Origin of the sequence: Laspinema palackyanum D2c, from assembly GCF_025370875.1 — a bacterium.
In the GTDB taxonomy this organism is placed as follows: Bacteria; Cyanobacteriota; Cyanobacteriia; order Cyanobacteriales; family Laspinemataceae; genus Laspinema; species Laspinema palackyanum.
This window is the reverse complement of record NZ_JAMXFD010000032.1, coordinates 24,050-38,708: the sequence shown is the minus strand read 5'-3', so window position 1 is coordinate 38,708 and position 14,659 is coordinate 24,050. Positions and strand designations below refer to the sequence as shown.

The window sequence follows — 14,659 nt, the reverse complement described above, 5'->3', positions numbered from 1 at the left end:
AAGAGCGGGGGTGAAGAATGAACAATGGTGAATTTTCTGATTGGGCCATTCAGACTTTACCCTTGACCCTTCAGATCTGCTCATTTAATCATCAACACCTTTAGCAGGATGCCCTACATTCAAGTTCGCGGGGTCGAACACTACTATGAGTGGGTCGGCACCCCAGTTCCCAGTGGAGAAAAGCCGGTTTTGGTGTTTCTTCATGGCTGGGCGGGTTCGGCTCGCTACTGGGAAAGTACCGCATTGGCCCTGGCCGATCGCTTCGATTGTCTGCTGTACGATATGCGCGGCTTCGGGCGATCTCGTTTACCCCAAGAACCCCCAGCCTTAGACTACGAGTTAGAAACCTACGCCGATGATTTGGCGTTATTTTTAGATGCTTTAGGCTTGCAACGGGTCTATCTGAATGCTCATTCGATGGGCGCTTCCGTGGCGACGCTGTTTCTCAACCGCTATGGCGATCGCGTCATCAAAGCAATCCTCACCTGTAGCGGCGTCTTTGAATATGACGAAAAAGCCTTCACCGCTTTCCATACCTGGGGAGGTCAAGTGGTCAAATATCGGCCCGCTTGGCTGGCAAAAATTCCCTTGATGGATCAAGTATTCATGGCGAGATTTTTATATCGTTCCATTCCCCCTGCTGCTAGACGGGCATTTTTAGAAGATTATCTAATGGCCGACTATGGGGCCGCCCTCAATACGATTTTTACCTCCGTCAGCAAGAAAGCAACCGAAGTAATGCCGGTTGAATTTGCCAAATTGCAGGTCCCGGTGCTGTTGATTGCTGGAGAATACGATAAAATTATTCCCGCTCACATGGGACAGTACGCTGCCTCATTAAATCAGCAGTTCGTCCAGTTTATCCAAATGGCAAATACGGCCCATTTTCCCATGTTAGAAGATGCGCCAACCTATTTGGAACTGGTCAGAGAGTTTTTGGAAACCGGCCCTGCCTTAGCCAAAGTTTAGCGGTTTCTAGTTTCCCTAGGGAGAGAAACCGGGTTTCTTTTATCAACTTAGGGGATGAGGAAAAAGTTATCTGAAAAACCCGGTTTCTGCCACCTTGAGGGAGAGAAACCGGGTTTCTTTTATCAATTTATGGGACGAGGCAAAAGTTATCTGAGAAACCCGGTTTCTGCCACCTTGAGCGAAGAAACCGGGTTTTTAAGTTTTTACCCATCGAGGTACGATGAGACCGAAATTAACTTCATAATATCCAATTTTATCAACATCAAACTATAAACAAAAAACAATTTTATAATTTCAAAAAAGCAATAAATTGTCGATTAATTCTATCTTGAACTAGAATGAAACTTAATTGTTAAAATTTGGGCATTATAACCCTTTTAACAATCGTAATGGTAAACTTCAAACTGATGATATGACTATATTACTAGCCCTTTTAGCCTTTTATGTAGCGGCGAACCTAGGGGCAAACGACGTGGCGAACTCGATGGGGACCTCCGTCGGGTCCAAAGCAGTGACCCTGCGACAGGCACTGATTATCGCCGGGATATTGGAATTTACCGGGGCCGTCCTGTTTGGTCAAGAAGTGTCCCAAACCCTAGCTACCAGCGTTCTGGAACCGAGTGTGTTTGCTCATGCCCCACACCTGCTGCTGACGGGCATGATTTGTGTCATGGTCACCTGTGGAATTTGGTTGCAGGTTGCCACCTCTCAGGGGTGGCCCGTTGCTTCTTCCCATGCGATTATTGGGGCGATCGCCGGATTTAGTGTGGTTGCTGTGGGATTCGATGCCGTGGATTGGTCCACCATCGGGCTGATTTCCATCAGTTGGCTACTCACCCCAGCTATTAGCGCCCTGATTGCCGCTACAGTTTATAGTTTCATCAAGCGGTGGATTTTAGAACATCCAGAACCCTTACAACAGTTAGACCAATGGATTCCTTGGTTGAGTAGTCTGCTGTTGGGCGTCTTTGGGATTATCGTGCTTCCCAAGGTCCTGCATCCGCTCAATGTTTGGATTGGGACTGAGTTTGGGATTGTCCTTCCCCCACAAGATTTACCTCTGCTGGTGGGGGGTATGGCGGCAATTGGACTGACTCTGGTTCAGTGGCGTAACCTCGAACAGGGGGACGGGCAAAATTGGCAAGAGTTGGAGCAAGAGTTGGAAGAAGAGTTGGAGCAAGAGTTGGAAGAAGAGACCGATTTAGAGAAGACGGACTCAGAAATCAACTCGACCGTGTACTCCTCCCCTGTTGAAAAGCAACTGGCGCGGTTTCAAGTGCTGAGTGCTTGTTTTGTGGCCTTTGCCCACGGATCCAACGATGTGGGGAATGCCGTGGCCCCCTTAGCGGCGATCGCCTATATTCGCCGCACCGGATCCGTTCCCCTAGATGATTTCAACGTTCCCCTGTGGATTTTGATATTGGGGGGTGCAGGCATCGTGACAGGCTTAGCAATATGGGGTAAAAAAGTAATAGCCACCGTAGGCGAAAAGATTATTGCCCTAAAACCGAGTGGTGGATTCTGTGCAGAACTTGCCACGGCGACTACGGTATTAATAGCGTCCCGCTTTGGTTTACCCGTTTCCACCTCCCATTCCTTAGTCGGGGGTGTCATCGGCATTGGATTGGTGCAAAACCCTAAATCCATTCGCATGGAAACCCTGCGAGGAGTATTTTTGGCCTGGATTATTACGGTTCCGATCGCAGCTCTTTTAGGAGCTGGTCTATTTAGTATCGTGCGGTTGATTGGGGAATAAGGCGATCGCCCTCGGGGGACAAACGTCAAGAATCCCTGAGTTCAGCAGTAGGGGGAAAATCCAGCCCCCCTCCCTGAGACTCGCCCCTTGAAGGTGGGAGTTTCAAGCTCTGGATAGACTCTAGGGCGATCGCCCCCAAGAAGCAATAGCCCGAGCTGGGTCAAATAATTTTCTTTTTATAACAAATTAATTGTTGCGTTTTTTAACACAATTGGAGCGTTTGATGGAAAATTTAACCCACCTTCGATAGAATCAACCAAAACCTGTGCGTCTGCTTACTCATTTAGATTAGAATGTCAAGCTGAAGGGAATTTTTCAGTTTGACATCGGATTCAAACAACGGCTAGGATGCAGGATTCGCTTAAGCGAATCAATTAAATTTCAACCCAACCCATCAGCAAAAACACAGGAGTGCCAAGCGAGCGGCGATTAGTTTGGTTTACGATCGATAAGCTAGAGGTAATAGAATAATGGGGCAACTGGACAATCAACCGGAAAACTCGACAAACAGTAACACTAAAGAAATCGAAACCCTTCTGAGTTCCATGACCCAGGAGCTTCGAGATATTCAGCAAAATATAGTCGTTCAGTTGGCTCGGGACATGGCCCGACTGCAAGCGGAACAATCGCGCCTCACTGCTGATATTCAAAAACTGCAAAATCAACAGCAGCAAATCCAATCGCGGCAAATGCAGGGGGGACCGGGACGGCATACCCAGCAGCAGTGGACAAAGCAACTCGCGCAAGTGATGGCGTCCCAACTCCAACAAGAATTGAGCGAGCGGTTGAAGGAAATCATGGTGGCTCCACCGGCCCCATCGCAATCCTTAACGACCCTAGACCCCAATAGTGGAATGTCGTCGCCGCAGACGGGAAACTTAAATGAAAATGCCTATCGGTTGTTGGCATCGTTAGATACGACCCTGAACACCACCTTTAAAAATCTGCAACAGGAACTGAGCACCTATCAAAGCTCATTGTCCCAGCAACTCGGGCGAATGCACTCGTTGCAGCAGCAAGGGGAAGTGATTTTAGAAACCTTGGTCGATCGCCTGATTGACCAATTGCAGGAAGAAGCAACTAACGTTCAAACCACCGCAGAGATTGTCACGAACCGCAGACAAGGACTGCCTGTGGGGACTCCTACCAACCGAGGCGATCGCCCGGAAGGGACCGGAACTCAAAGCGATCGGATGGCGGCAGAAAAAGCGGCGATGGCAGAAGTCCGGACCGCTCCCCCAGCTACCCCAGTCCCCAGTCCCCCCGTTGAAAGTAATGTCTTTTTAACCGGGTTAATCCTAGCCTTGCTATCCTCGATTACCATTTCCTTCCAAAACATCATCACCCGGGCGATTCTCAGTCCTCAGTCTCTCTTTGGATTGTGGCAGGGACAAGTCCTCGCTCCAGGAGCGGGAAATTCCCTACTAATTCTAGGGATGCGGATGCTATTTGTGGTTCCGCTCATGGGCTTTATTCTGGCCCCACTGCTGTATCCCAATACCTGGCGGGATATCAAACAACTGGGCAATCCTGAAAAGCGGGGGTCCCTGTGGATCGTCATTGGCAGTGGCTTATTCCTGTTTATGTCCCAGTTCTTTATCTATATCGCTCTGGGAAATATTCCGACAGGGGTTGCCATTACCTTATTCTTTATTTTCCCCCCCGTTACAGCAGTCTTGGCATGGATCCTGTTTGGGGCAAGACCCACCTTTATCTTTGTTTTAGCCACCGTAACGATTTATCTAGGATGCTTTTTGACTGTATCTGGGCGGCTGACTGGAGGCGCACCGGATGGAAATTTGGGCCTGGGAATTGGGACGGCGATCGCCTCGGGGTTGACCTTTGCCGGTTATGTAATTTTGACCCAACTCAGTGCCAGAAAGCTGAAATTGCATCCGGCACCGTTTAGTGTCATTAACTTTTCCGTGATTTTAATCTTGGCGATTCCCTTCGTGATCTTGGGTTCGACACCAGGAAACTTCTTTACTTGGAATGTCTTACCCGAAAATTGGACCCAGTTATGGATTGGCAGTATTGCTCTAGCGACAACCACCCTGATTGGTTACGCCTTGAATAACTTTGCCATTCCCATGATTGGTGCACCTTTAGCCTCGGTGGTAGCGGCAACGGGTCCTGGATTGACCAGTTTAATGGCGTTGCTATTTATTGGGGAAGGACTCGGGCTGAATGAGTGGCTCGGGGTGCTAATTGTGACCCTGTGGGTGCTCGGAATTAGTGTTGATAACATGAACAAGCAAAAGAAACCGGCCCCTGTCCCCGCAGCTCCAGCAAAACAAGGAGCCTAAAGCGGTTCAACGGAGTTCACAGACTCTCAAACGGGGAAAAAAGAAAACCAGCGATCGCCTGATCGCTGGTTTTCTTTGTCTTTTGAATGTCCGTTCCGTGAGAACGGAGAGGGAGGGATTCGAACCCTCGTTAAAGTTACCCCTAAACAGCATTTCCAGTGCTGCGCCTTCAACCGCTCGGCCACCTCTCCAGAGAAATGGGGTTTATGCAAATTTATACCCACAAGAATCATATCCTAGCAGAACCCATTCGGTTTTGCAAACCCTTTTCCAAAAAAAATTTTTTATCCAGCAATTGAGTCCGAGTTCGAGGGGGGACAATGACCCGTGGGTAAGGGTTTGGGGACTTATGAATCCCGTGGCATCCCCGGGAGTGGGTAGATCCGGATATCAAAGATAGCGTAACCTAAGCATTAGATCCTTTGGTCGAATCCTTCATTGATTACTGAGCCACACCATGACCCGTTCTTATCGCATCACCATCCACAATCGTCAGAATGGCAGCCGCCAAACCGTTGAAGTCCCCGAAGACCGCTATATCCTGCAACATTGTGAAAACAAAGGGGTTGATTTGCCCTTTTCCTGTCGGAATGGGGCTTGTACCACCTGTGCCGTGCGGGTTCTCTCGGGAGAACTCCATCAACCGGAGGCGATGGGACTCTCCCCCGCCCTCCGCGATCGCGGATATGCGCTTTTGTGTGTCAGCTATCCCCGTTCCGACTTAGAAGTAGAAACCCAAGATGAAGATGAAGTGTACTACCTCCAATTTGGGCGTTATTTTGGCAAAGGTAAGGTCCGGTTTGGACTGCCCTTAGACGAGGATTAAACTCGATGGGGAGCAGGAGCTATGATAAAAATTTTCCGTTGTCCGGTATCCTGGATCGGACTTCTGTTCCTGGTGAGCTGTTCGGGCCCGGTGGGTTCCGAACAGGTAGAAGTCAGGGTCGAGCGGGTGCTCAGTGGCAACAGCTTAGAAGTGCGGGACTTGGGCGAATCAGGTGGAGCCAAACGAGTCCGGTTAATTGGCATTGAGGCACCGGATTTGCAGCAAAATCCCTGGGGAAATGCGGCCAAACAGGAACTCGAACGGCTGATTGAGGGGCAGACCCTGTTATTAGAATGGGATATAGAGAGGGAAGACGGATACGATCGCCATTTGGCGTATCTCTGGCGGGATGGGAAACTGGTCAATGAAGAACTCATTGCCGGGGGATATGCTTTGGCTACCGTGCGATCGCCCAACATCAAATACGATCGCCGGTTTACTCACGCCCAAGAAAAGGCCAGAATTATGGGACAGGGAATTTGGGATTCCCAAACCCCATTGCGCGTGCATCCTAGCGACTTTCGTCAGAACCGGCCCTAAATCCTGAGTTCAAATTCCCCTGCTCAACGCTCAACGCTCAACTGTCAATCTTAAAAGTTTCATGAGTCATACCCCCGAACAACTCCAAATCTTTCTCGATATTGCCACCGAAGCGGCCCTCGATGCCGGGGCGATCGTTCAATCCTACTGGGGGAACTTAAATGCGATCGAAGAAAAAGGACGACCCGGGGATTTAGTCACCGCCGCCGATAAAGCCTCGGAGAAAGCGATTTTAGAGGTCCTCAGACGGCACGTTCCTGAACATGGCATCCTCGCCGAAGAAAGTGGCAAACTGGGAGACAGCACCAGCCAGTATCTGTGGGCGATCGACCCCTTGGATGGGACCACGAATTTTGCCCATCAATATCCCCCCTTTGGCGTCTCTATCGGCTTGTTGATTGATGGCATTCCTCAAGTGGGGGTCGTATTTGACCCTTTCCATAACGAATTATTTAGGGCCGCTAAGGGACTGGGAGCCACCCGGAATCGGCAACCGATTCGCGTCTCCGAAACCGTAGAATTGCGAAACAGCTTATTAGTGACAGGGTTTGCCTACGATCGCCGGGAAACCCCAGATAATAACTATGCCGAATTTTGTCATCTGACTCATCTCACCCAAGGAGTCCGGCGCAGCGGATCGGCTTCCATCGACCTCTGTTACGTCAGTTGCGGGCGTTTGGATGGATACTGGGAACGGGGACTCTCTCCCTGGGATTTGGCTGCTGGGGTGGTGATTTTATCGGAAGCGGGAGGAAAAATCACCGCCTATGATGGCAGTCCCTGGAAAATTGAATCGGGACGAATTTTAGCCACCAACGGGAAACTGCATGAGAGTCTGAGTCAGGAACTCCTCCAGGTTAAACCCTTAGAACGGTGGGCCAATTCCTGATTTTAGGTGAAATTCCGGCATTTTCGGGGTCTGACCCGTCTCGGGTTTTTGATAAAAGTGCTCTGTTGCTGACTCGGTTAATGGTTCAGGTTTGGGAGGCGATCGCCATAGAAGACTGCCTTTGTCCCGATTATGGGGGCAAAGGTGATAGCGATCGCCCTGCAATGACAAGGGCGAAGTACACTAAAGATAAGGTTACAGCCAGGGGATGGGCATATTACTATGTCTTTAAACATCAAGCAAGGCTTATTTCAATTTGATTTCGAGGACCACCATGCCATCTTGGGGGTGCCACTAGATGCGGATTTTAATACAATCCGCAAACGCTATATGCTCATTGCCAGAAGACTGCATCCAGACAGTTCTAAGGCAGAAAGTCCAGCGGATAAAAAACTCGCGACCCAGATTTTGTCAAAATTGGCCAATCCGGCTTACAGCAAACTCACCAACGAAAGCACTCGTGCCGAATATGGTGTTTTGCTGGGGATGATGGGCAAACGATTGGTGCAGGAAAAAGATAAAGTTAAGCTCAAAAGTGAAGCGGCTCAACAGTTATTAAAGTCCCCAAATCTGGAAACAGACTATAAAGAATCGGTCGCCAAACTGGGGAAACAGGCTTATGAAACCCTGAGTCAAACCCTGGAGACAATTGGACAACTTAGCGAGCTAAATTTGGTCTACCTGCAACGCAAAGAAAGCCAAGGGGAAACGGTGGGCAAGCCTACTTCTGATAAAAAAACGGCCAAATCTGCCGCCTCTGGCAAAAAGAAAGCCGAAGAGAGTCCAACTCAACAACCTGTGGCGGCGGAAACGAAGGCAGATCCTGAAAAATCCGCTCCCTCAAAAATCGATAATTATTGCCGTCGGGCGGAAAATTTCATCGCCGGGGGAGATTTCGATGGGGCCGTGAATGAGCTAAAAGAAGGGTTGAAAATTCAACCTAAAAATAGTCGGGCTCATGGATTGCTTGGCCAAGCATATCTGAAGAAGAATCAAAGTACCTTGGCTAAAGTTCATATCAATCAAGCTCTGAAGTTGAATCCGCAAGAAGAATCAGCTTTAGAGGCGCAAAAAGGACTGCAAAAGCAGATTCAAAAAGCCGCGAAAGAGAAAGATAAAAAATCTCCCTTAGCGGCATTCTTCGGTAGTTTGTTGGGTGGGAAAAAGAAAAAATGATTCATCAACCTCCAGCCGGGGCTAGGGATTTACTACCCCTTGACGTGACCCAAAAACGCTGGATAGAAAAGCGACTGCGCCCGGTATTTGAAGGGTGGGGGTATCACAGGATTATCACCTCAACGGTAGAACGGTTGGATACCCTAATGGCTGGAGGCGCGATCGCCCAGTCAACGGTGATCCAACTTCAGGAACGGGAGGAGGATAGCCCCTTGGCCCTCCGTCCCGAACTGACGGCTTCGATCGCCCGCACTGCTGTCACCCGAATGGCGGACACCACCTTTCCTCAACGGCTTTATTACAATGCCAATGTATTTCGCCGTAGCAAAAACAACTCCCACGGTAGCCAGCAGGAATTTTATCAAGCGGGGGTAGAACTGCTGGGAGTGGGTGGATTGCTGGCGGATGCAGAAATCTTATTGCTCTTGCAAGACTGTTTGCAGAGTCTGGGACTGAACCAATGGCGGCTGGTTTTAGGGGAAGCTGGGTTAACTCGCTCCTTACTCCGGATCTTCCCGGACCCACTGAAACCTAAAGTCCGCCAGGCGATCGCCCAACTCGATCGCCTCACCCTCGAAGCCCTCCCCTTAACCCCCGAACAACAGGAACGGGCCTTATTTTTGTTAGATCTCCGGGGTCGTCCCGAGGATGTCTTGCAGCGGGTGGGTCAATTGGAATTGGAACCCGGGGAACGGGAAACTCTGGAAAATCTCAAATCCTTAATTGACTTGTTAGCGGAATCTTCTCTCAGCAACGGGGCCACCCAAGAGGGTCCCATCCTGGATTTGAGTCTGATTCAACCGATGGATTACTACACCGGCATTGTCTTTGAAGTGGTCAGCGAAACCGAGTTCGGACCGCAATCCCTCGGACAGGGAGGGCGTTACGATCGCCTCTTAAGTCTCTATCATCCCCAAGGAGAAATGATTCCAGGGATTGGCTTTGCTCTCAAGCTAGAAAACTTGCATCAAATCCTGCTGCAAACGGGTCAATTGCCGACGACAACCCCAGCCCCTCATACCTTAGTGGTGCCAACCAGCCCTCGCGCCTATGCGCCTGCCTTTGCTCACGCGCAAACCCTGCGTCAGAATGGGGAGGACATCCCTGTAGAACTGGATCTGTCTCCCTACTCCAGTCAGTCAGCGGTTCGCCAATATGCACGAGATCGCCGGATTGCCCAAATTGCTTGGATTGAAGGGGATGGGAACGCCGAAATCGAAATCCTCGGATAACCCGTAAGCATCTAACGAATCCAGGGGGTGTTCCTAGGGGGAGGACCTCCCAAAAATGGAATCAATCTGTAGGAGTTAATTCATGATTTGGGTTGCGATTTCGCTCACCATAGGCATCGGCATTGGCATCGGAATTAGCCGAGTGATTCCCGGACTCTCCCTGGCGATCGCTCGCCAATTCCAGCCCCCCAACCCAAGCCAGGACAGTCCGGGGTCCTTTGAACCCCAGTTCCTGAATCTGATCGCCCAGATGGATGTTGGGGTCGTGTTGACGGGACCTGAAGGCGAGGTCCTCGTCACCAATCCTGTTGCCTTGACCCTGCTGAGTCTGGATGAAGCGGCAGTCATGGGCAGGCCCTTGTTCTGTGACAATCCTCATCTGTTGCAAGAAGACTGCACCCCCTTTGCGCCAGGAAAATGTCCCATCATGGAGGCGATCGCCACCCAATCCCCCACTCAAGTGATCATCGGCATCGGGGTTCAGTCTCCTCTCACCCCCAATCCCCCTGGCATTCCGGACTCCTTCCTCTCCTGTAATGGCGAACTCGATTGCGATAAATGGTTGCTGGTTAATGCCAATCCGCAAATCGCCTCGAATGGCGGAGTCGAACAGGTCCTCTGTACCTTTAGCAATATCACCGAACAAAAACGCGCTGAAGCCTCCTTGCGGCGACGGGAGAATCGCCTGCGTCAATATAGTCGGGTCCTCGGAGAGTTGGCGAAAAGTCCCAGCCTCAACCAGGGAGATTTACAAGCCTCCCTGGAACAAATCACTGAAGCGGTGAGCCAGACCCTGCCAGTGGAACGGGCTAGTATCTGGTTATATACGGAAGACCGCAGGGCGATTCACTGTATGGAACTTTACGAACGCTCCCCCCAGAAACATTCTGCCGGACTTGAACTCACCGCCATTGACTATCCGGTGTATTTTCAAACCATCGAACAGGAACGGATCTTGGCCGCAGATCAGGCTCAAGAAGACCCCACAACCCGGGAATTTACCGAGGGTTATCTGATTCCCTTGGGGATTACCTCCATGTTAGATGCACCGATTCGGGTGGGGGGACAAATGGTGGGGGTGATCTGTCTGGAACATATTGGCTCCCCTCGCCAATGGCGGGTAGAAGAGGAAAACTTTGCCGCATCCCTAGCTGATTGTGTCGCCTTGGGGTTAGAAGCCAGCGATCGCGCTCAAGCTAGACTCAACTTAGAAAAAGCGCTCGATCGCCTACAAGCGGTGTTAGATACCGTCCCCGGATGTGTCTCTTGGATTGCGTCAGATTTACGCTACCTCGGGGTCAACCGCTATCTGGCGAATTTGTTCGGGCGATCGCCGGCCGAGTTTGTCAATCATCCGGTAGGATTTCTCCAAACTCGCAAAGAATTCCCCCACTTCTTACAGCAATTCTTTCAAAGTTCTCTCCATAAAACTACCGCAGAAATTGGCTTAGACATTGAAGGAAATCTCCGGCAATATTTGGTGGGGGTCGAAAAATACAATCACGGAAAATCAGCGGTTTGTGTGGGAATTGATATCACCGAACTCAAGCAAACCGAACAAGCACTCCGACAAGAACGGGCTTTACTGCGGTCTCTAATCGATTCAATTCCCGATTTAATTTTTTATAAAGATAAACAAAGGGTATATCAACGGGTAAATAAAGCGTTTCAGCGTTTTGCCGCCCGAGAGGAAAGCGAGATTATTGGCAAAACTGATGAGCAACTGTTTCCCCCAGAAGCCGCGAAAATTTGTGCTGAAATTGACCGGCGTATTTTAGCCGAAGGTCAACTCTTGCGAATGGAGGAGCAAGTGGAGCAGTTTGATGGGAGCAAAACCTGGCTCGAAACCATTCAAACTCCCTTTTTTGACCCGAATGGGGAAATTGTGGGGATGATTGGGATTAGTCGGGATATTACGGAACGCAAGAATGCCGAGACTGCACTGCAACAGTCCAAAGATGAATTAGAACAACGGGTGGAGGAACGGACGGCGTTTTTAAAAGAAGCAAACGATCGCCTGCAAGTTGAGGTGGCCCATCGGGAACAGGTTCAAATTGCCTTAAAAGCCAGCAAAGACCAACTTCGGCAATGCTTAATTGCGGCGCGAATGGGAACCTGGGATTGGGATATTCTCAATCATAAACTAACAGGTTCTGCTGAGATGGAAGCGCTTTATGGTTTCGTTCCGGGTTCCTTTGATGGGAAGTATGAGACCTATTTGGAAGCCATTGACCCGGAGGATAGAAACCGGGTTGAGGAGGCGATCGCTGAAATTCTTTCCTCCACCTCAGAACGGTTTGAAATCGAACAACGCATTCGCCTGGAAACGGGGGAATTGCGCTGGTTGAGTGCTCAAGGGGAAGTGCTTCGCAATGCCACGGGACAAGCGGTTAGAAGCATTGGCACTGTGATGGATATCAGCGATCGCAAGCAAGCACAACTCGCTCTCCAAGAGGCTGCCTACGCTGCGGAAACGGCCAATCGCTCTAAAAGTATGTTCCTGGCTAATATGAGCCATGAATTGCGAACGCCCCTGAATGCGATTATCGGTTATAGCGAAATGCTCCAAGAAGAAGCCGATGATGTGGGCTATACGGATTTGGTTCCCGATTTGGAGAAAATTCGCAAGTCAGGAAATCATTTGCTCGTGTTAATTAACGATATTCTGGATATCTCCAAAATCGAAGCCGGAAAAATGGATTTGTATTTGGAGGATTTTAATATCAATGAGTTGATTGAAAATGTGGTGAGTACCGCTCAACCTTTGGTGGAACGAAATGAGAATACCCTGGGGGTGGAGTGCGATCGCAATTTGGGGATGATGTATGCTGACTTGACGAAAGTCCGTCAAATTCTGCTGAATCTTCTCAGCAATGCCGCCAAATTTACTAAAAATGGTGAGATTACCCTTTCGGTTGTCTTATTTTGTCCCACAAACGGGGCAATGCGCTCTGCCTCTAACGGAACCCCCTCCTCTTGGATTCAGTTTGCGATCGCCGATACCGGCATCGGCATTACCCCCGAACAACGACAGCATCTGTTCAAACCCTTCATGCAAGGGGATGCCTCAACCACGCGGGAGTATGGGGGCACCGGATTGGGACTCGCCATTAGTCAACACTTCTGTCAAATGATGGGGGGGGAAATCTCCGTAGAAAGTCAACCCCTGTGGGGGTCCCGTTTTACCGTGATTCTTCCCTGTGAAGTGGTTGAGCCCTAGTCCTAGGGACTGTTTGCTCATGCCGTCCCGTTTTCGATTAAGATCCAAGATTGATAGACCAGTCTATATCTGGACTGGAAATTAATCTGTAAGAGAGGGAACGCCGTGCCACATACCATAGTAACCAACACCTGCGAAGGCGTCGCCGATTGTGTCGATGCCTGTCCCGTTGCCTGCATTCATGAGGGTCCGGGGAAAAATGTTAAGGGGACCGATTGGTATTGGATTGATTTTGCCACTTGTATTGACTGCGGGATTTGTGTACAAGTTTGTCCGGTAGAAGGGGCGATCATCGCGGAAGAACGACCGGAACTCCAGCAGACTCCGCAATAAAGTCCGCAATAAATAAGGAGTGAAATGGCGATCGCAATCGATCACAGAGGTGGCAGATGATTGGGCGGATTTGGCAACAATTGGTGAGGTTTTTTCGGGCCGTTTTGGGAGGGTTGAAAGGCTCATCCCATCGGGCTGAATTGGAACCGAGACGAGACCTTCACCCCCTAAGTAATTCCGAATTAGAGCATTATTTTCTCCAGTTGCTCGATGGCATTCATAAAGGTTGGCAGCAAGTTAAGGTGCGGCGATTTTTTGAAGCTTTTGGCGATCGCGTCACCGATGAGCGATGGAGTAATTGGTTACAGCAATTTGGCAGCAATTTATTAGCTTCCCCCGCCCCCAATCCGGAGCTGGCACGCCGCTTGCAGCGTCTCGGGGAACTGGGATATGGCTCCGTTAGTACCGCTGCTCGTCAAATTGCCACTCAGTTATTGGCAAGGGAAGCTCCCTTTGACATTCACCGGGAAAAACCACCTCACAACGAGGAACCGGCGCAGAATTCAGCCTTGACAGGAACTCAAACCCCTTCACCGGAGTTAAATCTCGGGGAAATAGCCCATCCGGTGGAGAGTTCCGAGAATGCGACACCGGAGTTAGTAACCGAATCCTCTCCATTAGAAACTGCCCCCGGATTAGCGGTGAGTCTGGATGAGTTGGGGACGATTCAAGGGCAAGAAATGCCTGTGGTGATTCAACCCCTGGATGAACCTTTGGATGTGCAAGGATGGTTGACCCGAGGGGTGGAACGCTTGGAAGCAGGGGACGATCGCGCTGCCCTAAATGCCTTTAATCGGGTCATTGAACTCGAACCCAATCATGCAGGCGCTTGGATGAATCGCGGCAATGCCTTGTTTAATTTACAGCAAGCTGAAGAGGCTCTATCCGCTTATGATCGCGCCATTGAACTTCGCCCAGATGATGGGTTTTCCTGGGGTGCGCGGGGGGATGCGCTTTACGATTTAGAACGCATTGATGAGGCATTAATCAGTTGGAATAAATCTTTAGAATTAAAGCCTGATAATCCCGAAGTTTGGTATAATAAAGGGTTGGCCTTGGGGATTAATTTAGGCCAATGGGATGAGGCATTAGCCAGTTTAGAGCAGGCGATCGCCCTCAACTCCAATGATGTGCAATTTTGGTTTTATCGCGGGATTGCTCTATCTAGTTTAAATCAGTTAGAAGAGGCATTAACCAGTTGGGATAAAGTCCTAGAAATGAAACCCGACTTTCGCGATGCTTGGATTAATAAAGGGGTGGTGTTGCAAAAACTAGGCCGCTATTCCGAGGCGATCGAGGCGAATAATCAGGCGATCGGGTTGTTGTCCCACTAGAGGGGGAAGATGGGGGAGATTGGGGAGATTGGGAGAAAGTTTGTAGTAAAGACTTCAGTCGTTACCTCGTGAAGAAAG

At 49.9% G+C, this 14,659-nt stretch carries 12 protein-coding genes and 1 tRNA gene; 12 read left to right on the top strand and 1 reads right to left on the bottom strand.

What is annotated here, in order from left to right; genetic code table 11:
* The first annotated feature begins 108 nt into the window (after positions 1-108).
* From NG795_RS24835 to NG795_RS24825, 3 genes are all read left to right on the top strand, one after another.
* Complete coding sequence (locus NG795_RS24835; protein WP_367291298.1) at positions 109-969, top strand: alpha/beta fold hydrolase; 861 nt, start codon at positions 109-111, stop codon at positions 967-969.
* 412 nt (positions 970-1,381) lie between these two features.
* Positions 1,382-2,725, top strand: coding sequence for an inorganic phosphate transporter (locus NG795_RS24830; RefSeq protein WP_367291297.1), 1,344 nt, complete (start codon positions 1,382-1,384; stop codon positions 2,723-2,725).
* A 470-nt stretch (positions 2,726-3,195) separates the two neighbouring features.
* Complete coding sequence (locus NG795_RS24825; RefSeq protein ID WP_367291296.1) at positions 3,196-5,031, top strand: EamA family transporter; 1,836 nt, start codon at positions 3,196-3,198, stop codon at positions 5,029-5,031.
* Between the two features lie 104 nt (positions 5,032-5,135).
* Here NG795_RS24825 and NG795_RS24820 read toward each other — a convergent pair.
* Positions 5,136-5,222, bottom strand: a tRNA-Ser gene (locus NG795_RS24820).
* 266 nt (positions 5,223-5,488) lie between these two features.
* Between NG795_RS24820 and NG795_RS24815 the strand changes: the two genes are divergently transcribed.
* The 9 genes from NG795_RS24815 to NG795_RS24775 all read left to right on the top strand — a co-directional run bounded on the left by NG795_RS24815 (position 5,489) and on the right by NG795_RS24775 (position 14,581).
* Positions 5,489-5,857 carry a 2Fe-2S iron-sulfur cluster-binding protein gene (locus NG795_RS24815; protein ID WP_261199638.1) on the top strand — a complete coding sequence of 123 codons (369 nt, stop codon included), beginning with the start codon at positions 5,489-5,491 and terminating at the stop codon, positions 5,855-5,857.
* A 21-nt stretch (positions 5,858-5,878) separates the two neighbouring features.
* Entirely contained in the window at positions 5,879-6,397 is a 519-nt protein-coding gene (locus NG795_RS24810; protein ID WP_367291295.1) for a thermonuclease family protein, read from the top strand.
* Positions 6,398-6,458: 61 nt separating this feature from the next.
* Positions 6,459-7,286: an inositol monophosphatase family protein gene (locus NG795_RS24805; RefSeq protein WP_367291294.1), complete on the top strand. Its 828-nt coding sequence runs from the start codon at positions 6,459-6,461 to the stop codon at positions 7,284-7,286.
* Positions 7,271-7,546, top strand: coding sequence for a hypothetical protein (locus NG795_RS24800; protein ID WP_367291293.1), 276 nt, complete (start codon positions 7,271-7,273; stop codon positions 7,544-7,546). Before NG795_RS24805 ends, NG795_RS24800 begins: the two co-directional genes overlap by 16 nt.
* Positions 7,509-8,462 (top strand): J domain-containing protein, encoded by a 954-nt coding sequence (locus tag NG795_RS24795; RefSeq protein ID WP_367291292.1) that lies wholly within the window; start codon positions 7,509-7,511, stop codon positions 8,460-8,462. Before NG795_RS24800 ends, NG795_RS24795 begins: the two co-directional genes overlap by 38 nt.
* Positions 8,459-9,694 carry an ATP phosphoribosyltransferase regulatory subunit gene (locus tag NG795_RS24790; RefSeq protein WP_367291291.1) on the top strand — a complete coding sequence of 412 codons (1,236 nt, stop codon included), beginning with the start codon at positions 8,459-8,461 and terminating at the stop codon, positions 9,692-9,694. Before NG795_RS24795 ends, NG795_RS24790 begins: the two co-directional genes overlap by 4 nt.
* Before the next feature lie 82 nt (positions 9,695-9,776).
* Complete coding sequence (locus tag NG795_RS24785) at positions 9,777-12,914, top strand: PAS domain S-box protein (protein WP_367291290.1); 3,138 nt, start codon at positions 9,777-9,779, stop codon at positions 12,912-12,914.
* A gap of 105 nt (positions 12,915-13,019) precedes the next feature.
* Positions 13,020-13,247, top strand: a complete 228-nt coding sequence (locus tag NG795_RS24780) for a ferredoxin family protein (protein WP_207089244.1) — start codon at positions 13,020-13,022, stop codon at positions 13,245-13,247.
* Positions 13,248-13,303: 56 nt separating this feature from the next.
* Complete coding sequence (locus NG795_RS24775) at positions 13,304-14,581, top strand: tetratricopeptide repeat protein (RefSeq protein ID WP_367291289.1); 1,278 nt, start codon at positions 13,304-13,306, stop codon at positions 14,579-14,581.
* The last annotated feature ends 78 nt before the right edge of the window (positions 14,582-14,659 follow it).